This is a genomic window from Ruminiclostridium sufflavum DSM 19573, assembly GCF_003208175.1.
GTDB lineage: Bacteria > Bacillota > Clostridia > Acetivibrionales > DSM-1351 > Ruminiclostridium > Ruminiclostridium sufflavum.
In genome coordinates, this window is sequence record NZ_QKMR01000029.1 from 17,688 (window position 1) to 41,661 (window position 23,974).

The window sequence follows — 23,974 nt, forward strand, 5'->3', positions numbered from 1 at the left end:
ATTTATGTATACATTTGTTTCATCTGCAAAAGCAGCTTTATAAATTATCAGTCTGAAAACAGCTGTGTTGACAGGTATCTTTCACCTGTATCAGGAAGTAATACAACAATGGTTTTCCCTGCGTTTTCAGGTCGGCCTGCCAGCTGAGTTGCTGCCCATATTGCCGCACCGGAGGAAATTCCAACCAAAAGTCCTTCTGCTTTGGAAAGCTCTCTTCCTGCTGCAAATGCATCATCATTTTCAACAGCAATAATTTCATCATAGATTTTTGTATTCAGAGTGTCAGGTACAAAATTTGCACCGATTCCCTGAATTTTATGGGGACCTGCATATCCCTTTGTCAGAATTGGTGCGCTTGCCGGTTCAACTCCTACTATCTTAATTTCAGGATTTTTTGCTTTAAGATATTCGCCCACACCTGTCAGAGTTCCTCCGGTACCGATACCGGCAATAAAAATATCAACATTTCCGTCTGTGTCCTCCCAAATTTCAGGCCCTGTTGTTGTTCTGTGAGCCGTCGGGTTTGCCGGATTTACAAACTGACCTGGAATAAAGCTGCCCGGTATATCGGCGGCAAGCTCGTTTGCCTTTTCAATAGCACCCTTCATGCCTTTTGAGCCCTCTGTCAGAACAACCTCTGCGCCATATGCTTTCAAAAGGCTCCTGCGTTCAACACTCATGGTTTCCGGCATGGTAAGTATAATTCTGTAGCCTCTGGCAGCAGCGACCGAGGCCAAGCCTATACCTGTGTTTCCGCTGGTTGGTTCTATAATGACCGAGCCAGCCTTTAATAAACCTTTTGCTTCAGCATCATCAACCATTGCTTTGGCAATCCTGTCCTTTACGCTTCCGGCCGGATTAAAATATTCCAGCTTGGCAATAAGAGCTGCCTTTACGTTATTTCTTTTTTCATAATTTGATAGTTGGAGTAAAGGTGTCCTTCCAATCAAATCTGTAAGGCTTTTGTAAATTTTTGACATATTAACCTCCCACGCCGAGTTTTCGGCATAAAAATTTGGTAAAGCTTTCGTGGAGGTACGCTAGCATTTTTTTTAGCTGTATCTAAAGTCTTTCAAGCGAACCTCCCACGCCGAGTTTTCGGCATAAAAATTTGGTGAATACTTCTCGGAGGTATGCCGTTTCTTTTTATACCTCCATATTTTTCATTCTGCTCAATTATATTTGTTATCTGATATATGTACTTATTATACATGTATAATTAATTTATTAAAAAAATAATTCATTTTTAAAGAGCGTTTGAAACCATATATTTCATATATGGTTAATATGGATTAATCTTAGTTTATATTAAACAAAATGTCAACTGACCTCAAAGGTACTAAGTTGATTATATAGGCTCGGCATTATTTGATAATTTTACAACATAGAAATTATGGAGGCAAGGCTTATGAGCCTTTAGCCTCAAAGCAAAACTATTAGCCGATAGTAATTGACTTCTTAAAAAGAATATCCATAAATTGCAGGAGGATAATAAAATTTGTTCCCATATATTCATAAGCCTGCTTTTGAAGGCATATATATACACTGTAGAGTACCATGCAGCTTTAAGAACACAGAAAAGCAGGAGTTTCAGCCCGTATATCAGAAGCAACCGGGCTTTTATCAGCTGTGCAGGCTTGTGAGGGGCAGGTTTCTATAATTAGAGTCAAATATTCTTTTGGCGGGTATTCCCGCTGAAAAATATATGTATAAATTCAGAGTGCATAAATGCATAAATGCATAAGAATTAAATAGCCTTATCAAAGGGGGGTATATGGTTGAAGGAATATATAGAAGAGAGGGTTCTGGAACTTGCAAATTATATCATCGACAGAAAGACAACAGTTAGGTATGCTGCTAAAAAATTCGGTATATCAAAATCTACAGTGCATAAGGATGTAACAAAATGGAACGGATAAAAAAGGCTCCCCGGCAAAGCAGGCAGCAGAGGACAAAAGGCTCGAATATAGCTGTAAGGATTGGAGGGCTTCTGGCATGACAGGCAATATTGACTAATGAAATGCAATAATATATTATCCTATATGAGAGGCATTTTAGGAGGAGTTTGAAATGGGAGAGCTGATAAAAAAATTAAAAGGCATAGATGCTTTATTAAAGGAGCTTAACAGCTACAGACCGCTTACAGCGAGTGAAATAACCCGCCTTAAGGAAGAGTTCCTAATAAACTTTACATATAACTCAAATGCAATTGAAGGGAATACCCTTACCTTGCAGGAGACGGCATTGATATTGAATGAGGGAGTAACAATCGGTGAAAAGTCTCTCAGAGAGCACTTGGAGGTAATTGGGCATAAAGAAGCCTTCCCATATATAGAGGAGCTTGTAAAGGAAAAAGAAAATATATCGGAAAGGGTAATTAAGAATATTCACAGCTTTGTTCTGATGGAGCAAAGAGAAAGCAGAGGAGTATACAGGAGAGTTCCTGTAATGATAATGGGAGCATCTCATACACCTCCCCAGCCCTATTTGGTTCCTGTACAAATGGAGGAATTGATAAGTGCCTATAGCCAGAGCAGCTTAGGTCATATAATAGAAAGAACGGCAAGGTTCCACCTTGATTTTGAAGGGATACATCCCTTTATTGACGGAAACGGCAGGACAGGCAGGCTGATATTGAATCTGGAGCTGATGAAGCATGGTTATCCGCCAATCAATATAAAGTACAGTGACCGAAAGCGTTACTATTCATGCTTTACAAGCTATTATACTAAAAATGACCCATTTGAAATGGTACTTCTGGTAGCAGAAAACGTAGAGTCGGAAATTCAGAGATACATTGAAATAATAAAAATGGCTAATGAAATAACAGGCAGCAATAATTGCAATCATAAATCCTAAAGGGATAATATGGGAACGGCTGAAATTAATATAGATGAAGGTACAGGAGCTGCACAAAAATGCGGCTCTTAATTTTTTATTACAGGGTAAAGCGAAGAGCATAGGGAGAAATAACAGTATTGGACATAGGGGATTTTTTGAAAAGGCTTGAGAAAAGCGCTGATGATTTATAATTTCCTTGTTGTAGCTTTTGGGCCTTCTCAAAGGTATTAGAAGTAGAAGGGGGGGGATTACACCCGATGATAAATGAGTCGCAGTGCACGGCGACCAACGAGTCAGTTGTGAAAAAATACGCGGATATGGTTTACCGGCTGGCATTTGCCCAGGTCCGTTCCAAGAGCGATGCAGACGATATATTTCAGGAGGTTTTCCTGCGGTATGTCCGAAAAAAATTGGTTTTTGAGAGCGAAGAACATAGGAAGGCATGGCTTATCCGTGTCACAGTTAATTGCACAAAAAAGCATTGGTCATCCGCTTGGCACCGGAGGACGGTGCCGTTGGAGGACAGCTATCCCTTTGAGACTAATGAGGAAACAGGGGTAAACGAAGCCGTATGGAAGCTTGCACCCAAGTATCGCTCGGTGATACACCTGTTTTATTATGAAGGCTATTCAGTAGCAGAAATCAGCAGTATCTTGGATGTCAGGGAATCTACGGTTCGGACTCAACTCACGAGGGCGCGTGCCAAATTATCCGAAATGCTGAAAGGAGATTTATGATGTTTGAAAGGACATATAAGAGTATGAATGATAAAATTAAAGCTGCTCCGGAGCTGATTACCGATACAATTGATTTAATGGATAATCCGGGAAGCAGAAGCAGGACAAGGCCGATATTCCGCAGACCGGCTGCTGTTGCTGCGGCAATTGTACTTTGTCTTGTGTTGGCAACGCCGGCATTGGCGGCTAATATGCCGGCAATTTATGAGATGATGTATATGGTTTCACCGGCTATCGCACAGTATTTCGTTCCTGTTCAGGAATTCTGCGAGGACAATGGCATACGTATGGAGGTTGTCTCGACGTATATTCATGATGATACGGCACAGGTTTACGTAATTATGCAGGATATTACAGGAGACAGGATTGATGCGGACACAGACCTGTTTGACAGCTATTCACTGCATATCCCGTTTGACAGTATGTCCCATTGTGAACAGGTTGGCTTTGATGAGAAAACCCGCACGGCAAAATTCCTTATAACTATCTCCACAATGAATGGCAAAGACATTGCTATAAATGGTGGCAAGGTGACCTTTTCGGTCAGAGAATTTCTCAGCAGTAAAGTATCTGAGGAAAATATCCCTATCGCATTGGAACTTACTGCGATTGGCGAAGCAAACAACTTATATACGCTCGGCACTGGGTATAATAATAATACGTATACCTATGTTGGAGGCTCTTTCATCGATGGGAAGTCCTCGGATTCATATACTGTCCTTATCCCAGGCAAAGCTGTCTATTCGCTGGGCAAGGGTATGGATATAACAGGGATTGGTTATGTAGATGGTCAGCTGCACATTCAGGCAATGACATATGATAAAATGACCTTTGATACACACGGAGATTTTCAGTTGGTTGATGCCAACGGCAGCAAGGTGCAATACAACAGTGTTTGCTTCGCTGATGGTATGGGTACCGATAATCGTATTGACTATCAGGAATTTATTTTCGATGTATCGCAGGAGAGGATTGGAAGCTATAAGCTGTTTGGCAACTACTATTCCAATGGCATAAATACAAAAGGAAACTGGAAGGTTACCTTCCCTTTAATTAACAGTAGCGAAAAATAGTATAAAAAAATCAGAGAAAAAGGAACTTTCATATCGTAATACTGCACAAAAACAGGCCTGCTTCAAGCGCGTAAAGGTGTAAAGGTTAAAACATGTATAAGTTCAAAAATTTCTCTTGGTTTTCTTAGCAGATTTTTGTGCCAGAAAATAAAAATTAAATATAAAATAATAAAATAGGCTGTTGAAGAAGTATTTCAGCAGCCTATTTTATTATCACAAAAAGGAGGCAGAAGTAGGAAATGAAAAATTCAGAAGCCATTTCGCAGTCGGTATCAGCAAGAATCATCAATGAATTAAAAGCCGGAGGTTACAGTGCCATTGCTGTAAATACAAGCGGCAGGGAAAACAACTGGGATACTGAAAAAATATGTGTAATTAGAGATGGGAAGGATGTGTGCGATATCAATTGCAGTACTAATACTATTTCATACAGCAACAGGCATGACAGGTCAGAGGTTGAAAGGATATTAGCGTTAATAGTTAACCTGCAGGAGCAGGAGGGAAATTATATTAATGCGCCTGCCTTGAAGGTAAATAAGCTGGAAAACTACAGGCTGCTGTCGGAATACAATAATGTAATACTTGCCGCATGCAGAGCCTCCGGTTTGAATCCAGCGATGCAGAAGGTTGACAGTATCCAGTATGTTACATGGGCGAGAGACAGCTTTGATGACGGAGTTCAAACCGGGCATTATTTCAGTGAAAATTATGCAGCTGCAAAGGAAGATTTTGCGAAGCGTTCCGGCTTGATTAATGAAGATAAGCTTTTCAGTGAAACGGAGCTAATTGCATTATATGACGGACTGGTTAAGCTTGAAGGCATTGACAATACAAATGAAGCTGAAAAGATATTGAATAGCGTAAAGAGAAAGATAAGCAATGTGATTCCTGATATTGAAAATAAAATTTACGGAAGGAATCCGGTATTTAAGGAAAATGAAAGGTATTGTGAGATTGACGATAAAAATGCAGAGCCAGAGGAATGGATGGGCGAGGAGGTTCAGGAGAATTTTGCCCAGTAAACTTAAAGCGATTGGGCCGGAAAGAGAGGTGCATCATGCAGGACAAGGATAAGATTTCAGAAATCCGGAATATTTTAAATAGAATTGCAGCAGTAAATGACCTTTATTCTGATGAGAATAAGGGTTTTTATTTTGACTATGATACTGTTATCCAGCTGCTTCGACAAGCGGATGAAGTAATAGACAGCAGCGCAAGATGTCCGAGACCAGATAATGTTCCTGCCGGCATTCTCTGGTGTGAGAAAATGTGTGACGGAGGGGAGGATGAATTCGACCCTTTTGTATACAGGGGGTATATTAGCACCAAGGATTTCAGGAAGGTACAGAATGCATATTTTGAAGACAGGCAAGCTGACAGATCGGGGGATGAGGACGAGGAGTTTGAGGTGTAGAACGATGAAAGGAAGTGTTCTTTATGGAACGTAAAATTTGGTTATCAGATGAGGATGAAAAGAATATCGGAAAGTATTTAGAGTATAGAAACAAAAACCTTGATGAAGATGATCAGCCTTGGAAGGTGAACGATGTAATCAAGGTTGCTTTTGCAATAGGAATGGATGAAATGCTGGATAGAAATAAATTAAATGAGAATAGCATAGGAATGCAGCAGGAAGAGGTTGAGGAAATGGAAATATAAAAGGCAAGAGCGTACAGATTAAGAAAGGAATACATTTATGCTAAATTTCAAAACAATATTCGATGACACCATAGAGCAAATTACAAGCAGCGAACAGGAATGGAAGAAAAGGTATGTGCTGATGAATGCAATGCTGCTGAAGCCGATATTGGGGATGAAGAAAACGAGGCTATGGAAATATAAATAGGAAAATCGGTTGTATATTTTTGGGATTTTTTGTATACTAAATATGAGGAGAGTGGCAATCATGGAAGAAGAAAACGAATTGGATTCTACATGCGGACTTTCTGACGATGAGCTGACAAAACGTTTTGAAGAAGCAGTCCGAATAGAAAATGAGATAAAGAAGATAAAAGGCCATCCAATTGCAAAATATGATTATGAAAAGAAAGCTCCTTATTTGGAATATCCGGATGGGAGGAAGGTTTATGCATAAGAACCGGAAATTATTATATTTGCTAGTTATATCGGCAGTTGTAGCAGCAGTCTTATTTTGTATAGCATATATAAATAATAAGGCAAACACAGAAAAATCTTTGGAGGTAGCTTTTAACGAAAGTAAAGCAAGTCAGGCTGAACTGATAGAAGATTCTGACATTATAGTTAGGTGTGTGTTCGAAGGAGAACCAAAAACAGAAAATAAAACTGCTATGACAACAGGAGCTGATGGAAAAGAATTTACAATCACATCACCTGTAACGGCATATAAAATGAAATTAGTTGAAAATCTTAAAGGCGTTGTTAATAATGAATTTGAAATTGGATTAATTGGTAGTAAAGATAACAAAATTGAAAATGGGGCAGAGTATGTATTGTTTTTAGATAAAAGTAATGAGAATGGGAGTTATAGATTAGTAAGTTATAACCAAGGCTTTAACAAAGTTAAACAGAAAAGCAGTGATTTGAAAAATAGTACAGAAAAATTCACATCGGTATTGACATCAGATTCTACAGATGAGTCTATTGAAATCGAATCTGTTGCAACAAAGGAAATTATAAATTATAAAGCTCTCAAAGATAAAATTAAAGAATTAGATAAGTAAAGGTACATTAAAATTAAATAACCGAGTTAATGAAAAGCAGACCAAAATTAAAAGGCCTGCTTTTTTATTTTGGGAAAAATCAGGAGGAAAATTGATGGAGAGAAAATTGACCAAGGCCGAATTCATAAAATTATTCAGGCTGCAGAAGAAAAAGGCTGAAAAAGCAAGGAAGAATAGCAGCAGGCAGGATAGAGATGAAGAATATAATTTCTGCCGGCAGGAAAAGCAATACGGAATATGGTACGGCAAAACTTGTTGATTAAAATTAACCCTATAACAATTATGAGGAGGAAAACAAAATGAGCAAAATAATAGCAATAGCAAACCAGAAGGGCGGAGTGGGAAAAACAACAACAGCTGTAAATTTGGCAGTGGGACTGGTTAAAGAAGGAAAAAGGGTGCTGGCGGTTGACCTTGACCCGCAGGCAAACCTAAGTGAGTATCTGGGTTATGAATACGACAGCAGAACCAATATAAGTGACCTGATGGTAGCAGCAGCCGGAAACAATCTGACGGATGAGCTGCTTAAAGCAAGCATACTGCACAATGCTGAAGGAGTTGACTATATTCCGTCAAACATAAGCCTTGCCAGCGCGGACTTGTTTCTGTCCAATGCAATGTGCCGGGAATATGTTTTGAAAAGGATACTGAAAAAAGAAATATTAAATAACTATCATTACATTCTTATAGATTGTCTCCCCAGTCTGGGTATACTGCTTACAAATGCGATTACGGCGGCAGACAGCCTTATAATTCCAGTGCAGGCGCAGAAATTTGCATTGGATGGGCTGGTGCAGCTGGAACAGGTCTATGAGCTGGTTAAGGTCAATGTAAATCCGAATCTTAAAATAGAAGGGGTGCTGTTGACAATGCTTGACAACACAAACATGTCAAAGGCCGTTGAAAAGGCTCTCAAGGACAAGTACGGCAGAACGCTGTTTGTAACCAGAATACACAGAAGAGTGGAGGCGACAAACAGTACATACGAGCGCAAAAGTCTTGTTTCAAACATAAACAGCGTGTTGGGAGCCGAATACATAAACGTTACAAAGGAGCTGATTGAAAGGAGTCTGGTTTAATTGAAAATAGACTTTTCAAAGAATAATACTACAGCCAACAACTCCTTTGCGGAAATGTTCGGGATAAAAGCCGATGCACAGAACAAGGCATCCTCCGAGCTGGATATTGATTTAATAGTTCCGTTTGAAAATCATCCTTTCAGACTGTATGACGGTGAGAAGCTCAAACGAATGGTTGAGTCAATACAGGAAAACGGAGTAATGACACCGATAGTAGTCAGGAAAAAAGAGGACGGAACCTATGAAACCCTTGCCGGTCATAACCGCATTAATGCTGCAAGGCTTGCCGGGCTTATAAAAATACCGGCTGAGATAAAGGAAAACATATCGGATGCCCAGGCAAAAATCATAGTAACCGACTCAAACTTTTTACAGCGTTCCACCGAAGAAATGCTCCCCAGCGAGCTTGCCAAAAGCTTAAAAATGCAGCTGGAGGCCTGCAAGGAAGCAAAGCAGAAGCAGGAGTATATAAATGCAATTGAAAGTGACTCAAACGCAGATGGGAGTAAGAGTTGTAGTGAGGGTGCAAAAGTATTGCACCTTGGTAAAAGCAGAGATTCAGTAGCTAAAAAAAATAAAATGAGTCATGAAAGTGTAAGACAATACATTCGCCTCAATCACCTTACGGAAGAGTTATTAAACATGGTAGATGAAGGAAGCATAAAGCTGGTTCCGGCAGTAAGCCTGTCATACTTGACAAATCAGGAGCAAGCTGTTCTTTTCGATATCCTGTCCCGGAACGATTACAGGATAGACATGAAAAGAGCAGATACATTAAAGGAAAGGAGCGGAAAACTGACAGAGGATGATATATTGGCAATAGCATCCGGGGAATTTTTTGAGAAAAGAAAAAAGGCCAAGCTAACAGCAGTAACAGTAAAGCCAAAGCTGATTTCAAGATTCTTCAACGCATATACAACACAAAACGAAATAACAGCAACAATTGAAGCGGCTCTGGAAGAATACTTTGAAAGACGAAAACGTCAGGCAGAGGAAACTGAAAAAGAAAATAAGGAGGAGGAAGAAGGACGTGAAGAAAATTAATTTGTACAAGCCGGGAGGCAAGGGAGAGGAAGGAATACCAAAATCAATACAGGAGGTAGCCGATGAGCTGGAGGAAAGACTAAAGAATCAGGGAATTAAACCTGATTCTTATTTTTTATCTGACCCATACAAAGTATTAAGAAAAAATGCATTTCCGGGAGAAAGAAAAATATCGGGAACACTTTCAGTCGGCAACGGTGAGGTAAGGGCCTTCATCAGCCTGAGCTCCGAGGAAGGCGAGGAATCCCAGATTAAAGGCAGGATGTGCATTGCCCAGTACAAGATAGAAAAGGGCAAAATGTCGGAGGCCTTTGAAAAGGCTACTAAAGCCTTGAAAGTAATGCTGGGCAGCTTCTATATGGATATGGAGGAAAACCTGAATATCCAAACCAACCTTGAAAATGAGCAGCAGGCACAAAAAGCATCAGAACAGCAAAAAGCTGCGGAGCCCGGCAAAGAGAATGCGGTAATATCCACTGATAACAGAAGCCCGCAGGAAATAGCAAAATCAATACAGCAGGCGCTGTCGGATTCCGAGGTGGCGGAGGAATACAAGAAGCTTCAGGAACAGGAAGCCGATAAGAAAAGCAGCACACAGGCAGCTAATATAGAAACAGCAAAAACACAAACAATAAAAATACAAGCGGATAATAAGGTGCTTGCGGATAAAAAAATAGTAGAGTATTCAAATAAAAAGGCCGGCAGTGAGAGTGCACAAACTGCTCAGACTGCCGGTACTTCTGAAACAGTCAATACCGCAAATACATCCGGTACTGAAAACAGCGATTTAAAAAACCAGCTGATAAACGTAAACTTCACACCTGCCCAGGCTGAGGTTGTAATAAACCTGCTTGAAGAAAACCAGAACAGATATGAGCCTAAGAGCTCAATGTTCAGGCTGCTGGGAGACGTACTGGGCAAAATGCTGCATGCCCTGAACAAAAAGCTTGACAGTATAATAGACTCCGAGAAAATAGTATCGGATAAGCTGGAATTGATATATTCCGCTATCAATAATGAAAACTATGAGTTGTTTGCAGAAAGGTATGCAGGGCTGGAGCAGAAAATAAAATACTGCCATGACATACTGAGTGAGGCGGCTCAGGGGAAAAGCATCCAGAGCACAAGCATAATAAACCATATACTGAATAAAGAAAAGGTGCCGGTATCAATCAGGACACTTCAAAATGCATTTGTTACCGCAATAGACAACAATGTAGAATCGGCGCTGGCAATATACAAATATTCCGATGCAAACCTGCACGGAGAAGCCCAGTTCAATACAATCAGAGGCTTCCTGAGCCATGCCCTCAATACCCTGCCCGATAACGAAGCAGAAAAGTTCATACAGATATCAAGCATAAAGGCCTTTGACGACACCGTTATATTCAAGGAAATGCTGCGTGCCGGAAAATATGACCTTTTCAATTCCTGTCTGCAGCAGTGCAAAAATATAGACGAGCATGCTCCTTCACTGTACTATTTTGCAGCCCAGAGAAAGGATGCGGATGCACTGCATACCCTTGCAAGCATGAATGCAAATATAAATGAGAACGGCGGGGAAGCATTATATACCTGCTTTGAAACAAACAAGCCTGAAACAGCAAAGATACTGATAAACTTCGGCGCAGACATAAAAACGCTGACAGACCGTATAGAGCTTATTCAAAAATCCAATCCGGAATATGAGCTGCCGGACGAAAGCAAGGGCTTCCTTAATGAAATATGCAGGCATGCGGGATTTGACGGATACTCTGCTACCCTGCAGCAGAACAGTACGGAAGAATATGCAGAGGATGAGGTGCACGGAGAAAACGGAGATTTAGGTGCAAATTATTAGGATTGGAGGCGATACGGGATGAAAAAATTTACGGATGAACAGATATCACAGGCAAATCAAGTCAGCTTGCTTGAGCTGGCAAAGCAGTTAGGATATCAGCCGGAGAGACGAGGAAGCAATTATCACATAAAAGAGCATGGAGGCCTTTATATAAACGACCAGAAAAATTCGTTTTATTGCTGGGCGCAGGAACGTGGAGGCGGTCCGATTCAATTTCTGATGCTGATAGAAAAAAAGGATTGGGTTGAGGCAATGAAATCTTTGGTTGGAGACGGAGAAACACAGCAAGCACAGCACCTGACAAATAATACTCAAAGGTGGAAGAAGCCTCTTGAGGCAAAGCCAGCCGAATTCAAGCTGCCGGCGAAGGAACCGTCCTCCTACAGGAGGTTATTTGCATACCTTACAAAAACCCGGGGACTGGATAAGGATATTGTAACAGACCTTGTAAACAAAAAGAAAATATATGAAAGCTCTCCCCATCATAACGTGGTATTTGTGGGATATGATGAAAAGGGAGTACCGAGACAGGCCTTCCAGAGGGGAACAGTCAGCGGATTGCCCTTTAAGGGTGAGGTTGCCGGCAGCAACAAAAACTACTGCTTTGCAATGGAAGGAAGGGGAGACAGCCTGACTGTATGTGAGGCGGCAATAGATGCAATAAGCCATGCCTGCCTTGAAAAACATTTCGGCGGGGTTTGGAAAAATAAGCACAGGATAGCACTTGGAGGTCTTTCGGACAACCCGCTAAAAAAGTACCTTGAAATGCATCCTCAAATAAAAAAAATAACCTTTGCACTGGATGATGATTATGGAGCAAAGTTACCGGACGGAAGTCCTGCTCCAAACTGGGGACAGCAGGCAGCGGAAAAATTTGCAGATAAGTACAGGCAGCTGGGCTATACAACAGAAATCGAAAAGCCGTATGCAAAGGACTGGAACGATGAGCTGCTGAATATTCAATTTATTGAATGCGTTGAAAAAGAGAAGGCAGCGGAAAGGGAAAGACAGCGTCATGAGGGAGAGATGGAACAGGTAGAAATTTTTAAGGCAATGGAGAAGTCAAAACAGCGGCATGAGAAAATAATGGAACAGATAGAGGGTTTTAAGGCAATGGAGAAGGAGGATAAAGAAATGGAAAAGATGAATAAGCCTCTGAAAGATGAAAAACAGGAGCCAGAGAAATTATCGTCGCCTTTCCAAATCCATATTCAAAATTATCATGTAAATAATACTCAAGAGACTCAAGAGATGAAAGTATCATCCCTTAAGGCTGAAGATTCCGCGAATAGCCCCAGGAATAAATCAGAAAATCAGGCAGTATTCAGTAATAACACTATGAATATAGAAATTGGAAAGAATTGCGGTAATGTAAAAATATATAAAAATTACGAGGGGGATTTTGATCATTTAATAAATGAAACAGATGATGAAGAGATGGTTCAGTAATAATAAAAGGTTGAGATACTGAATAAAAAATAACAGGTTTATCAGAAATGCAGGCAGAAGGCTCTGGTACAATTAAGAGCCTTTGAGCCTGTAAACCGATAAAGAATGGAGGCGGCAAGTTGGAGAACATGATACAAGCTGTAATATTATCAAAAAAATTCTTTTTTCAGTATCGCATTTCGAACTTTCCGTACAAAAAGCAGGTGCGTATGCAGCTGATTTGTCCAAAGAATATACAAAAAACGTAGCTGTTTTTTGCCGTACTATGTACGGCAGGAATAGTCGGGTGACGCACCCGACGGAATACAGCTTGCCAACGAAGTTGGCAACGGGTGACATATTATAATTGGGGTGGCAATCGGGTGGCAGGAGGCTGGAAGGCAGGCATATATAGGGATGTAAGGATTTGAAATAAAAATACAATTTATGAATATCATAAAAATCCAATAGAAAAGTATTTTCTTAATAATAAATTACCGCAGTTCAGAAATGCGGGTTTTTTAGTGCGTAAAATAATTATGATATGCAGTTGAGAGCTGCAAGAGAGCGGGGAGCATATGAAAGTATATAAAATGAGTGATTATGAATGGTGGGCAAGTAACCTATCTCCAGAAGAAACCTTGGAACTCTATCTAAGAGAAATGGGAGCAGATCCGGAGGATACATATACAATTGAAGATATTAAGGAATGTGATCTTGATAAAGAGGGAATGTATATTCCTTATGAAAATACTGATGAAATTTCTGAGCTGGAGAGATTGGGAATTTCTGAGCAGATTGTTAAGGATGGGCGTAAGGAAGGGTTTGGAACAACGAAAAAAATTAACTGTGAATGGTTTATAAAAGTTCCTTTCATAAAGGCTCTTGAATTTCACAACTATTCTGCCAACGATAAACCTTTTTGCATTGCAGCAATGGAAACTTGATTAGTCCAATATGCAGAATGACTGCAGGAAGGATAAAATTTAATATGAAAAAAGTTATGAAAAAAATTATGGAGTGGATTATATTTGAATTATTATTTGCTGGATTAGCAATACTTTTTTCACTTTTTATGGCATTTCAAGCAACTGTTGCTAGAAATCATAATCTGCAAGATATAAGTTTATTTAATATTGACTATAGTAAAGTAATGATATTTACACGGATTCTTTCATTTTTAACTGTGCCTGTAATGACAATAATTGCAACGGTATTTAAGATAGTAATAGATGCTGAAGGGGATGAACGAAACCATGAAAAAAAGCAATCCTGATGAACACAAAAGGTCAATCAGATTTAAAGCAAGGAGCATAGAGGAAATGGAGAAGCTTGCGGCAATAAGGGGACTGACAGTTTCGGACATAGTAAGAGAATTCGTTGAAAAGGGCTTGGCGGTGGACGGCTACAAAAACGACATAGACTTTATAACAGAAATCATTCACAGGGAGCTTAAGGAGGTACTGGAGCCACAGGTAAACAGAATAGTAAAGCTGCTGATGAAAATAGGCAAGGCTTCAGCCGGAACGATGTACTCCAACCTGAAATTAATACAGCTTGTCACCGATGAAGATGAACAGGCATATTTCGAGATGGTAAATAAAAGCTTGAGACTTGGGGTTGAGTATATGAAGAAGAAGGATATGGAATTGGATTCATACTTAAATAACGCAAGCGGAGTATTAAGTGACAGTGAAAGATTAAAATAAAAAACTTAAAGGGGAAAATAACAAAATGAAAAATAATAAAGCTATAGGAATTGAAAGCTTATTTAATACGGAATTTGATGATACTTCCAAGGGATATTATTTGGGAACTGAGTCTGCCGGTGATACTTATGCAACATTCATTGATTGCAGTGTTAGGGTTGGTGATTTTAATTCAATTTCACTTGGAACACCTGGACAGGGAAAGAATTTCAGAATAGAGAATGATGCTAAGTAACGATTATAAGGTTAAAGAAAAGGTTGATGCGATTAATTAAATTGAATATAATTGTTAATAAAACTCCAATGAAGCATTTAAAAGGATGGTAAAAAATGAGTAAAATATTATTATCAATTAATCCAGAGCATGTTGAAAGCATTTTTAATGGGACAAAGAAATATGAATTCCGTAAGAAAAAATGTAAGGAGAGTATTGATAAAATAATAATATACTCAACAGCTCCCGTAATGAAAGTAGTGGGTGAAGCAGTTGTTGAGGAAGTATTGGAAGGAAGTCCGGCCGAAGTGTGGAAGAAAACAAGTAAAAGTTCAGGAATAAACGAAAGCTTTTTTAAAAAATATTATAACGGAAGAGAAAAAGCTATAGCATATAAATTAAAGGATATTGTTAAATATGAAAGCCCGAAGAGACTATCATACTATGGAATAAAGGCTGCTCCTCAGTCGTTTGTATATATAAACGGATAAACTGAAAACAGAATTAGCATATTAAATCAAAGCATGTGATCAAACAGATTGCATGTTTTTTATTTTGAAAAAATAGGAGGCAGATGATATGAAAGAGGAAAACAAAACCGATAACGGCATTTTTGGACAAAGTGTAGGATATATGACTAAGGCGGGAGAACTGAAAAGTAACGAACTCTATGAAGGATACAGGAAGGTAATGATAAAACCGGAAGAGTTTGATTTCAGTGACCTGCCATTAAAGCAGCACTGCGGCCGTATTAATCCACTGAGTATCAAAGACAAAGAGGATTTTAAGATTAAAAGTTCTGAAAAGCTCAAATGGGTATCAAAATGGAATAAAATCAAGCAAGATGTAAAATCCATTATAGCGGATTTAAAATATAAACCTAATAAAATAGATAAATCAATTGGGTATTATTCAAAAAAATATAGGCTCCTGAGCGGAATATTACGAGGACATGACAGCTGGCTTAATGATTGTTCAGAACAGGAAAATACAGAGGCTAAAAAAGCTATTATCACATTTTATTATGAATATATGAAATGCAAACAGGATAAAAGATATTGCTACAGAAATGAAATGGGGCATTATTCTTACTTGATATATTTAATTCAAATAAGACAGGCATTATCAGATGGCTTATATCAAAGAGCTTGTAATGATCTGCATTCCTTGCTGTATCATGATTACTTCCTGCAAAAGCGTATTAAGGATAATGTGTTGAAAGCTATTGAGGAATTTTTGGAGAGTGGGATTGAAACCTGTAAAAAAGGAAGTGAAGCATAAGAGTGAGTTTTGTAAGAATGCCGACAATATTCCGGATGGAATTTATATAGGAAGAGTTGAGACAGATTCTCCGGTGATAATTATAGAGTATATAAAGGGTGACCAAAAGTATAATATGCCGATTGGAACTTTAGGAGAAGGAAGAGCTTTTGGAATTAATAAGGGTAAATAAATTCAAATAATATACTATAATGTTAAGATTTTTATACCCCAAAACCATTTAAGGAGGCCATCCCATGTCAGCACTCATCTACAAGCAGCGCTTCAAGCCTGTCAATTATATAAGCACTCCGATAAAAAACGCAGAGCACATCAGGTACATAGGCACACGCCCCGGTGTTATTAAAAATGAAGGAGAGCGGCACGGGCTTTTCGGAAATATTTATGATGCAGATACCCTTAAAATAGATTGCAGGGTGAAGGATGTAATGGAGCTTGTCAGGCAGAGATCCCTTGAGAAGAAAAATATTTTCAGAGCCGTTATTTCCTTTTCTCCCGAGAACGCAGCCGTCAAGCTGGGTAAGCCTGTTACAAAAGAAGCCTGGGAGGAGCTTGTAAGACAAAATATTGCTGTTATAGCTAAAGAAAACAATATTAAAATGTCTGACTTCAAATGGGTGGCAGCTGCCCACGACACTCCCAATCACCCGCATGTACATATTGCCTTCTGGGATGACAAGCAGGAGATTGAAAAAAACTGGGTAAGTCCCAAAGTACCGGCCGGTATTCGTGAGAAGCTTATAAAAAATATTTTTGATGAGGAGCTTCAGGAATTCTACGAGGAATGGCAGCAGGCTGAAATAAGGATGAAGGAGGTTACAAGTGACAAGATACGGGAATTTGAGGCATATTTAGACGGATTATCCTCCTGTGAGTATGACAAGCTTTCGGGTGCGGATTTTGACATCTATGATAAGCCTGACGGAAATATGTGTGAGTATCTGGCTAAAAGGCTGTTTGATTTAAGACAGCAAATTCCTAAGGGCTCACTTAAGTTTGAGTACCTGAAGCCTGAGCTGAAGGGTGACCTTATTTCCCTGGTGCGTGAGCTGGTGGATGCAAATGAGGATTTGCAGGAGGTAATCAGGAATTATGTTGAATCCAGACTTGATACGGCAAAAATGTACAGGTCTGATGAAATAGAGCTTGATGCGCTTGGAGACAAATATGAAAAGGAGGCAGAGAAATTGATTGCCAACAAGCTGCTGCAGCTCATGAAAAAATTCAATAAAATGGAGTGGGGCATGAAAGGTGAAGAATTTGAAAGGCAGCTGAGGATACAGCAGACCGAAGGGATGGTGACAGAAATATTTGCGGCGCTGACAAGGCTTACAAAGCAGAACAGGAGGGACTATATTTCAAGGAAGGGAGTTATAGGAAATGAGCTGTCAAAGCAGGCCAGAAAGGAAAAGGCAAAGGAGCTTGAGTCAACAGGCTGGGAAATTTAAAATTAATATGGAGGTGTATCAAGTTAATGCATAACCGGAAAATAAGATTGCAGTATGCCACTGTAATAACAGTGTTTATTGCATTTTCAGCATTCAGTGTTTTTGCTTCAACGGCATTACACAATATTCTGATTGGAAAGGACAGGGCACCGAGGTATTATCCGATAGGAGAATGCATCAAAAGCATAGAGGCGGTCGAAAAACACCGACTGCTTTTTTTATGCCTTCTGGGCTTTTCCTTTTTTGTATCAGCAGCATTGCTGCTTAGCTACAGCAGGAGCTACATAAGCAGGCTGAATAAAATAACTCCTGATATATACACACCTGCGGCAGTGGGACAGAACCAGCACGGCTCGGCAAGGTGGATGAAGGAGAAGGATAAGGCGAGGGTATTCCAGACAGCAGTAATAAATCCTAAGGAGCCTCTTTTCAGGAAGCTTATCGAAGCCGGAAAGGCTGACAAGGCAACCTTTAAAAAGCATGTCATAACCGGAGACGGAGTACAAAAAAAGAAGCGTACCGGTATTTTAATACCAAAGCTAAAGGCTGTATCAGGAAGATATTCTGACATATTCCTTGAAGTGCTTTTTCCTCAGCTATGGAGAAAAAAGGAGCAGCGGAGGATAGAAAAGGAGCTGAGCCTGATAGATGACGGCTTGTTTGAAGACTTTGAGGATTTTGAAACAGGCGAAAACGAAATAACAAATGAAACAGCCGGTAAAAGCTTAGCAGGCAGTGCTGCTGAAAATACCGGAAGAATAAACAAGCGGCAGCCCGGTGGAGAAACAGAAAAGCTGCTTGGTAATATACAGCTGAAGGAGGGAGGTATCGTACTGGGGAAGAAAAAGCTGCCGGGCGGCAAGGAGCTTATATACTATTCCGGCGAGGACGGTCACATTATGTGCCTCGGGGCTACTAGATCAGGGAAAAGCAGAACCCTTGTAATACAGAGCATATGCCTGATAGGTCTGTCAGGCGAAAGCATGATAATATCAGACCTGAAGGGAGAGCTGAACCAGTACACGGGAGAGTTCCTGAAAAGGCTGGGTTACAAGGTTGTGGTCCTTGACTTCAAGAACCCCTTGAAAAGTGACAGGTACAATCTGCTGCAGCCGGTAATTGATGCAATAGACGATGACAACATACCCCTTGCAACAGAATGTGTCTGGGATCTGGTAGGAATACTCGTGGGTGAGGCAAAGGGCGAAAAAATATGGACAAACGGCGAAGCCTCCACAATAGCATGTGCCATAATGGCGGTGGTATATGACAACAGGGAAGCAGAAAGGAGAAAATACCAGACACTTACAAATGTATACTACTTCATAGCCGAAATGTGCAAGCCTGTCAACAAAAAGCTGCCAATAGTGGAATACGTGAAGCAGCTGCCCTACAAGCATCCGGCGAAGCCCCTTGTGGCAATATCGGAAATAGCGCCGGAGAGAACGAGGGGAAGCTTTTACACAGCCGCGCTTACAACCTTAAAGCTGTTTACATCAAGCTATTTAAATGCAATGACCATGAAAAGCGACTACAATCCCAAGGAGCTGGGCAGGGAAAAAACAGCCCTGTTTTTTGTTTTGCCCGATGACAGGCCGACCTATTACAGCATAGCCTCCATCCTTGTACTCCAGCATTATATACAACTGGTAAATGAAAGTGACACCAGAGGAGGAAGACTGAAAAAAAGGGTAAACCTGGTGCTTGACGAATTCGGAAATTTCGCCCCCATACCGTATTTTGACACGCTGCTTACGGTTGGAGGGGGCAGGGGAATAAGATTTAACCTGTTCATACAGGACTTTGCACAGCTTGAAAGCAAATACGATGAAAAGGTGGCAAAAACCATAAAAGGAAACTGTCATATATGGGATTACCTGCAGAGCGATGAGAATGGAACACTTAAAGAAATATCAGAAAAGCTGGGACAGTACACAACATCAACCTACTCCCTGTCAACGCAGACAAGCAAATACCAGACGGCATCCTCCACAGCCAGTGTAAACCTGACAGGCAGAGCACTGTTAATGACGGAGGAAATACAAAGAATCACAAGGCCGTACAGCCTGATAACCTCAAGAGCGGACCCGGTAATAATGTATTCGCCGGATTTGTCGAAATGGCATTTCAACACAATGCTGGGGCTGGGAGGCAGAACGCACAACGAAAAAGCCAGAGACTACCGGGAGAAGCAAAGGCCGGAGAGAATAACAAAGCAGCGTGCAGAAAACATTGAGCTGTGGAGTGAATTCTGGAAGCACTGGCAGGAGGTATGCGAGGGAGTGCAGGAGCCTCAAGCCCAGCCTCAGCCTATGCCTATTCCAATAAGGAGAACCATAAGGAGGGATGAGGATTACTACTAGCATAGTAAACAAACTTAAAACAGCATTATATTAAAAACAGAGAGGATGAGCGAAATGGGATACTGCGGAAACTGCATGGAGTTTGAAGAAAACAGCGAGGGAGATTACCGGTGCATGAAGCTGAATATTCCCTGCAAAGCAGGACAAAAGACATGTATGTATTTTAACAAAAAGAGCGGCGGCAAAGCTGAGGAAAGACCAGCTATAAAAAGTCAATATGAAAAAAGCAAATAATTACAAATCAAAAGGATTAATGGAATCAATGTGAACGCAAGTATTTCCGTCAAACTGGAAGTGAACAATCCACGGCATCAGGCCAACGATAGCCGCAAAGTTTTCATAGGTGAATGTCTTGTCAAAGTAGTTCACAATAGTAGACAAAGCAGTCCCATGAGTACCCACAACGATAGTTTCATTTGGATAAGTCTCAAGGACCTCACATAATGCTTCAATATTTCTGGACTGCACATCACCGAGGCTTTCACCAGAAGACAGCTTGTAGCTAAAATCAGACCATTGTGCTCTTGAATATGCATCAAAATCATTTATCCAGATATCTGCAATTTGACGCTCTTTAAATTTATCCATACAGATGATAGCCAAGTTGTTTAGTTGAGCAAACTCTGCAACCGTGTCATATGCACGCTTGTATGGACTGGAAATAACTACGGAAACACCTTTGGATTCAAGGAACTCAGACACTAAAGCACGATCGCACATCCCTTTCTTTGTGAGTGGGCGCTTCATATCATCGTGAACGGTATAGTCTGATTGGGCATGGCGGACAAAATATATGTTTGTCATGATGATTCTCCTTCCGGTTTAGTCTTTTTGGGTGGCGTTGCTTCATATGGCCTGTTCTCTCTGAGGATGGTAAAGATGATGTTACACATTTTCCGTGCAATCGCACCAACAGCAGTCAAGTGATGTTTTCCTCTGGCTTTTAGAGATTGGTAGTATTCAGACAGAGTCGAGCAAAGGTTTTCCTTCTGCATCAACGACCGATGCTTCATGGTTGTGCTTGGCAATGTCAATTCCACAGTAAAACAACGATAACCCTCCCATGTACAAGATATACAGACAGAGTACCCTCTGATTCTTACAGCAATACAACCTCGTTAGATATGCAGCACTAAATGCTATCCAACTCATTCGTATCTAACCGTAAGGACAGAGGCGCAATTCTTTCGTTCGAGGCCAAACCTCAAGGAGGACAACTGCGCCCTCTGTCTGTTACGCTCATTATCCCATATCCACCACAGGATAACAAGTTTTTCTACGGTGCCCTTGTTAAAAACACCGTAAATACATTATACGAAAAGAAGGGAGGAAGCATTTGTGAATGTAATTGATATTTTAAGAAAGATAGGGTACGACATAATATCAATAAGTGATGGTGTTTATACTGTCAGAAATACAACTGAAAAAATTCAGGATATGGTCAAGGAAGCTGAAGCCGATGAAGCCAATGATTTTGATATTTATGACACCTATAAGCTTGTTGTTAATGAAGTAAAATTCAATGGCTTCGGCAATCTGAGTGTTTCATTCAAAAGGCTTGAGCATCCCGATGAAGTCTGGGATGCTTTTGAATACAGAAACATGGATAAGGAGTACAGATAAAAGGCGGTACAATAAGTTTGTATGAACGGAGATGACTGTTATAAAGATTATTTTAATTTCTTGTAATATAGTATTCTTGATATTGCTTTTCATCACGGGAATATATATGAATTTGTATAAAAAGATTAATATCATTCAAAAAAAATATTACTCAATAATTTACCTGTATGGCGGGATAATAAACCTTTGCTATGCTCAGACAGAACAGCCGGCAGTATTAAAAGTATTTAATACTTTAACAGGCATACTTTTCATAGCTTTTGCAGTTTATTACTACAGATTAAGAAAAAAGCCGAATATAAAAAACTAATTGTATCTGCACCTGAAAGGGTGTATTTTTTATGTGTTTTGGTAAGTTGAGCAAAAATTCAGCATGGATTATAAATGTAAAATTTAATTGACTTTAGACAGGGGTGAAATTATGAATGTGGTTTTGAAATATCCGGGTGCCAAAAATAGACTGGCTTCATGGATTTTAGAGTACATACCCGAGCATGAGGTGTATTTGGAGCCGTATTTCGGCAGCGGAGCAGTATTTTTTAATAAGCAGCCTGCAAGAATAGAAACAATAAATGACCTTAATGTTGATGTGGTTAATTACTTCAGGGTGCTAAGAGATAATAAGGACGAACTGATAAGCGCCCTCAGATTGACTCCTTATGCAAGGGATGAATACGAGGCTGCGTATAAAATAAGTGATAAAGACAGCGATGCTGAAAGGGCGAGAAAATTCGCAGTCAGGTGCTGGCAGGGGTTCGGCTGCAGCAATCTGTATAAAAACGGCTTCAGAAGCTCTCAGCAAGGAAGTTCACCGGCAACTACAAAAGCATGGCGTGAATATCCGGAGACATTACAGCTTGCAAACAAAAGATTGCTGCAGGCACAAATTGAAAACTTACCGGCAGTGGAACTAATCAAAAGGTATGATACGGAGGATGTCTTCATTTATGCAGACCCTCCGTACTTGCAGGGTACAAGAAAAAATTATTTGTACAGGCATGAAATGAAGGATTGCGAACATGAAGAGCTTATTTGCCTTTTGAAAAAGCATCCCGGAAAGGTTCTATTGTCAGGGTATGACAATGACATGTACAACAGCTGTTTAAAGGAATGGAGCAAGGTGTCCAAAAATACAACAGTAGAAAAAGGATTGAGAAGGACAGAAAATTTATGGATGAACTATGAACCGTCAGCTAAACAGATTTATTTGTTTAGCTGATTTCTAAACAGTAGGATTAGCAAAGTCAATTACGGTTGAAAGCCTTTGTGTGATAAAATATCGGTCCGGTATTTATTATCATTTTTTAGGTCAATTGACTATATTCAGCAGAGGAAAGGGAGGAATGACATATCAATAAAGTAGTTTTAATGGGGAGACTTACAAAAGATCCCGAACTGAGGTACACAACCAAAAACAATACGGCTGTGGCAAGCTTCACACTGGCGGTAAACAGGAGGTTTACACAGGAGGGGCAGCCTCAGGCCGACTTCATAAATATAATAGCCTGGGGCAAGACCGCCGAGTTTGCTTCAAAGTACTTTGTAAAAGGGCAGCAGGTGGCGGTTATAGGCAAAATTCAGACCAGAACCTGGGATGACAGTGAGGGAAAACGCCACTATGTTACCGAGGTGGTGGCGGAAGAAACCTATTTTGCCGACAGCAAGCGCACCGGCGAAGCCTCACAAAAAGCAAATACACAAGGTGGTAATAGTGATGACGGCTTCTATCCTATGGATGAGGAGGATGATCTGCCTTTTTGAGAGGACTGCGAAGTTTCACCCAGTTTTTGTTTGAAAAGAATTAGTGCAGCTGAAGCTGCGGAAGGAAGGTACATACCATGAAAAAAATAGCTGAAAGGTCAGTGCTGCTTGCTTTAACTGTTACTTTATCAACAGCTCTATCAGGATGCAATAAGGATATTATTGATACGAATTATACCTTTAAAAAGGCAATTATCGTAATCGGAAACGAAAAGATTGATGTAAATATCAAGCAATGGAGGGACTTTGACGGTGACCAGATGCAAGTAACGGATGAACATGGTCAGGTTTATCTTACTCACTCTGCAAATGTACTGCTGCTGAAAAAATAATACAAGCATAAAAATAGGACGACAAACAAATATTAAAGAAACAATGAAATATAAATGTTCACATAAAATTAACCTAACCATCAATATATATTAACATATGGCAAGTATTATATAAGCATAGTCTTTTTTCATTTTTTCTTTCCTATAACATTTTGATACAGCTCCGGAAACGGAGCTTTTATTATATATATCGAAATACACAACAAAAAATTAATACCGCAGTTAACCTTTAAGCCATAGTCCCAACCGGATTATGGCTTTTTTGATATCCAAAAACAAAAGGAAACGGAGAGTGATGTGCTGTTGGAAGAAATCTTATGTATCAACTGCAAGAAACCGATGAAGGGGGATGATAAAAAATGGTATTGTGAGTGCGGTATGACAGTCTGGAAGGTAACCTCCGGGAAGCTGTTGTCACCTGTGCATTTAAAGCAGCTCATGGAGCAGGGTCAGACAGAAATACTGAAATTCATATCAAAAAAGAACAAGCCTTTTAAAG

The 23,974-nt window shown here is 40.0% G+C and carries 31 protein-coding genes and 1 pseudogene; 30 read left to right on the plus strand and 2 right to left on the minus strand.

What is annotated here, in order from left to right; translation table 11 throughout:
* Positions 1-47: 47 nt before the first annotated feature.
* Positions 48-980: a cysteine synthase A gene (gene cysK, locus LY28_RS17390; protein WP_110463449.1), complete on the minus strand. Its 933-nt coding sequence runs from the start codon at positions 978-980 to the stop codon at positions 48-50.
* A gap of 798 nt (positions 981-1,778) precedes the next feature.
* Here cysK and LY28_RS17395 point away from each other — a divergent pair.
* The 25 genes and pseudogenes from LY28_RS17395 to LY28_RS17505 form a co-directional block, all read left to right on the plus strand.
* Positions 1,779-1,907 (plus strand): annotated as a pseudogene (locus tag LY28_RS17395) (sporulation transcriptional regulator SpoIIID); the annotation flags it as partial.
* 163 nt (positions 1,908-2,070) lie between these two features.
* On the plus strand, positions 2,071-2,859 hold the full coding sequence (locus LY28_RS17400; RefSeq protein WP_110463450.1) for a Fic family protein: 789 nt from the start codon (positions 2,071-2,073) through the stop codon (positions 2,857-2,859).
* A 281-nt stretch (positions 2,860-3,140) separates the two neighbouring features.
* Positions 3,141-3,578, plus strand: coding sequence for an RNA polymerase sigma factor (locus LY28_RS17405; RefSeq protein WP_340162554.1), 438 nt, complete (start codon positions 3,141-3,143; stop codon positions 3,576-3,578).
* Positions 3,579-3,601: 23 nt separating this feature from the next.
* Positions 3,602-4,651, plus strand: a complete 1,050-nt coding sequence (locus tag LY28_RS17410; RefSeq protein WP_242981398.1) for a DUF4179 domain-containing protein — start codon at positions 3,602-3,604, stop codon at positions 4,649-4,651.
* Positions 4,652-4,890: 239 nt separating this feature from the next.
* Positions 4,891-5,673 (plus strand): hypothetical protein, encoded by a 783-nt coding sequence (locus LY28_RS17415; RefSeq protein WP_110463453.1) that lies wholly within the window; start codon positions 4,891-4,893, stop codon positions 5,671-5,673.
* A gap of 35 nt (positions 5,674-5,708) precedes the next feature.
* Positions 5,709-6,065 (plus strand): hypothetical protein, encoded by a 357-nt coding sequence (locus LY28_RS17420; RefSeq protein ID WP_110463454.1) that lies wholly within the window; start codon positions 5,709-5,711, stop codon positions 6,063-6,065.
* Positions 6,066-6,088: 23 nt separating this feature from the next.
* Entirely contained in the window at positions 6,089-6,310 is a 222-nt protein-coding gene (locus tag LY28_RS17425) for a hypothetical protein (protein ID WP_110463455.1), read from the plus strand.
* Between the two features lie 37 nt (positions 6,311-6,347).
* On the plus strand, positions 6,348-6,497 hold the full coding sequence (locus LY28_RS19250) for a hypothetical protein (protein ID WP_165835619.1): 150 nt from the start codon (positions 6,348-6,350) through the stop codon (positions 6,495-6,497).
* Between the two features lie 60 nt (positions 6,498-6,557).
* Positions 6,558-6,746, plus strand: coding sequence for a hypothetical protein (locus tag LY28_RS17430; RefSeq protein ID WP_110463456.1), 189 nt, complete (start codon positions 6,558-6,560; stop codon positions 6,744-6,746).
* Positions 6,739-7,353 carry a hypothetical protein gene (locus LY28_RS17435; RefSeq protein ID WP_110463457.1) on the plus strand — a complete coding sequence of 205 codons (615 nt, stop codon included), beginning with the start codon at positions 6,739-6,741 and terminating at the stop codon, positions 7,351-7,353. The genes LY28_RS17430 and LY28_RS17435 overlap by 8 nt, the downstream gene beginning before the upstream one ends.
* A 94-nt stretch (positions 7,354-7,447) precedes the next feature.
* Entirely contained in the window at positions 7,448-7,612 is a 165-nt protein-coding gene (locus LY28_RS19255) for a hypothetical protein (protein ID WP_165835620.1), read from the plus strand.
* Positions 7,613-7,652: 40 nt separating this feature from the next.
* On the plus strand, positions 7,653-8,432 hold the full coding sequence (locus tag LY28_RS17440) for a ParA family protein (protein WP_110463458.1): 780 nt from the start codon (positions 7,653-7,655) through the stop codon (positions 8,430-8,432).
* Positions 8,433-9,476 carry a ParB N-terminal domain-containing protein gene (locus LY28_RS17445; protein WP_242981400.1) on the plus strand — a complete coding sequence of 348 codons (1,044 nt, stop codon included), beginning with the start codon at positions 8,433-8,435 and terminating at the stop codon, positions 9,474-9,476.
* Positions 9,463-11,316, plus strand: a complete 1,854-nt coding sequence (locus tag LY28_RS17450) for a cell envelope integrity TolA family protein (RefSeq protein WP_110463459.1) — start codon at positions 9,463-9,465, stop codon at positions 11,314-11,316. The genes LY28_RS17445 and LY28_RS17450 overlap by 14 nt, the downstream gene beginning before the upstream one ends.
* A gap of 18 nt (positions 11,317-11,334) precedes the next feature.
* The gene (locus tag LY28_RS17455; RefSeq protein ID WP_110463460.1) at positions 11,335-12,765 is read left to right on the plus strand and encodes a DUF3991 domain-containing protein; all 1,431 of its coding nucleotides are present in this window, start codon (positions 11,335-11,337) and stop codon (positions 12,763-12,765) included.
* Between the two features lie 557 nt (positions 12,766-13,322).
* Positions 13,323-13,691 carry a hypothetical protein gene (locus tag LY28_RS17460; RefSeq protein ID WP_110463461.1) on the plus strand — a complete coding sequence of 123 codons (369 nt, stop codon included), beginning with the start codon at positions 13,323-13,325 and terminating at the stop codon, positions 13,689-13,691.
* Between the two features lie 44 nt (positions 13,692-13,735).
* Entirely contained in the window at positions 13,736-14,020 is a 285-nt protein-coding gene (locus LY28_RS17465) for a hypothetical protein (protein ID WP_133250208.1), read from the plus strand.
* Positions 14,001-14,453: a hypothetical protein gene (locus tag LY28_RS17470; RefSeq protein WP_110463463.1), complete on the plus strand. Its 453-nt coding sequence runs from the start codon at positions 14,001-14,003 to the stop codon at positions 14,451-14,453. Before LY28_RS17465 ends, LY28_RS17470 begins: the two co-directional genes overlap by 20 nt.
* 25 nt (positions 14,454-14,478) lie before the next feature.
* Positions 14,479-14,688, plus strand: a complete 210-nt coding sequence (locus LY28_RS17475; RefSeq protein WP_110463464.1) for a hypothetical protein — start codon at positions 14,479-14,481, stop codon at positions 14,686-14,688.
* 95 nt (positions 14,689-14,783) lie between these two features.
* Entirely contained in the window at positions 14,784-15,158 is a 375-nt protein-coding gene (locus LY28_RS17480) for an ASCH domain-containing protein (RefSeq protein WP_110463465.1), read from the plus strand.
* 88 nt (positions 15,159-15,246) lie between these two features.
* Complete coding sequence (locus LY28_RS17485) at positions 15,247-15,948, plus strand: hypothetical protein (protein WP_110463466.1); 702 nt, start codon at positions 15,247-15,249, stop codon at positions 15,946-15,948.
* Entirely contained in the window at positions 15,917-16,120 is a 204-nt protein-coding gene (locus LY28_RS17490; protein ID WP_110463467.1) for a hypothetical protein, read from the plus strand. Before LY28_RS17485 ends, LY28_RS17490 begins: the two co-directional genes overlap by 32 nt.
* Before the next feature lie 64 nt (positions 16,121-16,184).
* On the plus strand, positions 16,185-17,396 hold the full coding sequence (gene mobP3 / locus LY28_RS17495) for a MobP3 family relaxase (protein WP_110463468.1): 1,212 nt from the start codon (positions 16,185-16,187) through the stop codon (positions 17,394-17,396).
* A gap of 26 nt (positions 17,397-17,422) precedes the next feature.
* A complete protein-coding gene (locus LY28_RS17500) occupies positions 17,423-19,759 on the plus strand; it encodes a VirD4-like conjugal transfer protein, CD1115 family (RefSeq protein ID WP_110463469.1) in 2,337 nt (778 codons plus the stop codon).
* A 54-nt stretch (positions 19,760-19,813) separates the two neighbouring features.
* A complete protein-coding gene (locus tag LY28_RS17505; protein WP_110463470.1) occupies positions 19,814-19,993 on the plus strand; it encodes a hypothetical protein in 180 nt (59 codons plus the stop codon).
* Here LY28_RS17505 and LY28_RS17510 read toward each other — a convergent pair whose 3' ends face one another.
* Entirely contained in the window at positions 19,994-20,563 is a 570-nt protein-coding gene (locus LY28_RS17510; RefSeq protein ID WP_110463471.1) for a histidine phosphatase family protein, read from the minus strand.
* Positions 20,564-21,097: 534 nt separating this feature from the next.
* Between LY28_RS17510 and LY28_RS17520 the strand changes: the two genes are divergently transcribed.
* The 5 genes from LY28_RS17520 to LY28_RS17545 form a co-directional block, all read left to right on the plus strand.
* Positions 21,098-21,382, plus strand: coding sequence for a hypothetical protein (locus tag LY28_RS17520; protein ID WP_110463473.1), 285 nt, complete (start codon positions 21,098-21,100; stop codon positions 21,380-21,382).
* Positions 21,383-21,803: 421 nt separating this feature from the next.
* A complete protein-coding gene (locus LY28_RS17530) occupies positions 21,804-22,601 on the plus strand; it encodes a DNA adenine methylase (RefSeq protein WP_110463475.1) in 798 nt (265 codons plus the stop codon).
* A 131-nt stretch (positions 22,602-22,732) separates the two neighbouring features.
* Positions 22,733-23,143 (plus strand): single-stranded DNA-binding protein, encoded by a 411-nt coding sequence (locus tag LY28_RS17535; protein WP_110463476.1) that lies wholly within the window; start codon positions 22,733-22,735, stop codon positions 23,141-23,143.
* Positions 23,144-23,220: 77 nt separating this feature from the next.
* Positions 23,221-23,475 carry a hypothetical protein gene (locus LY28_RS17540; protein ID WP_110463477.1) on the plus strand — a complete coding sequence of 85 codons (255 nt, stop codon included), beginning with the start codon at positions 23,221-23,223 and terminating at the stop codon, positions 23,473-23,475.
* Positions 23,476-23,772: 297 nt separating this feature from the next.
* A partial coding sequence (locus tag LY28_RS17545; RefSeq protein WP_340162555.1) for a topoisomerase C-terminal repeat-containing protein occupies positions 23,773-23,974 on the plus strand: 202 nt, incomplete at its 3' end.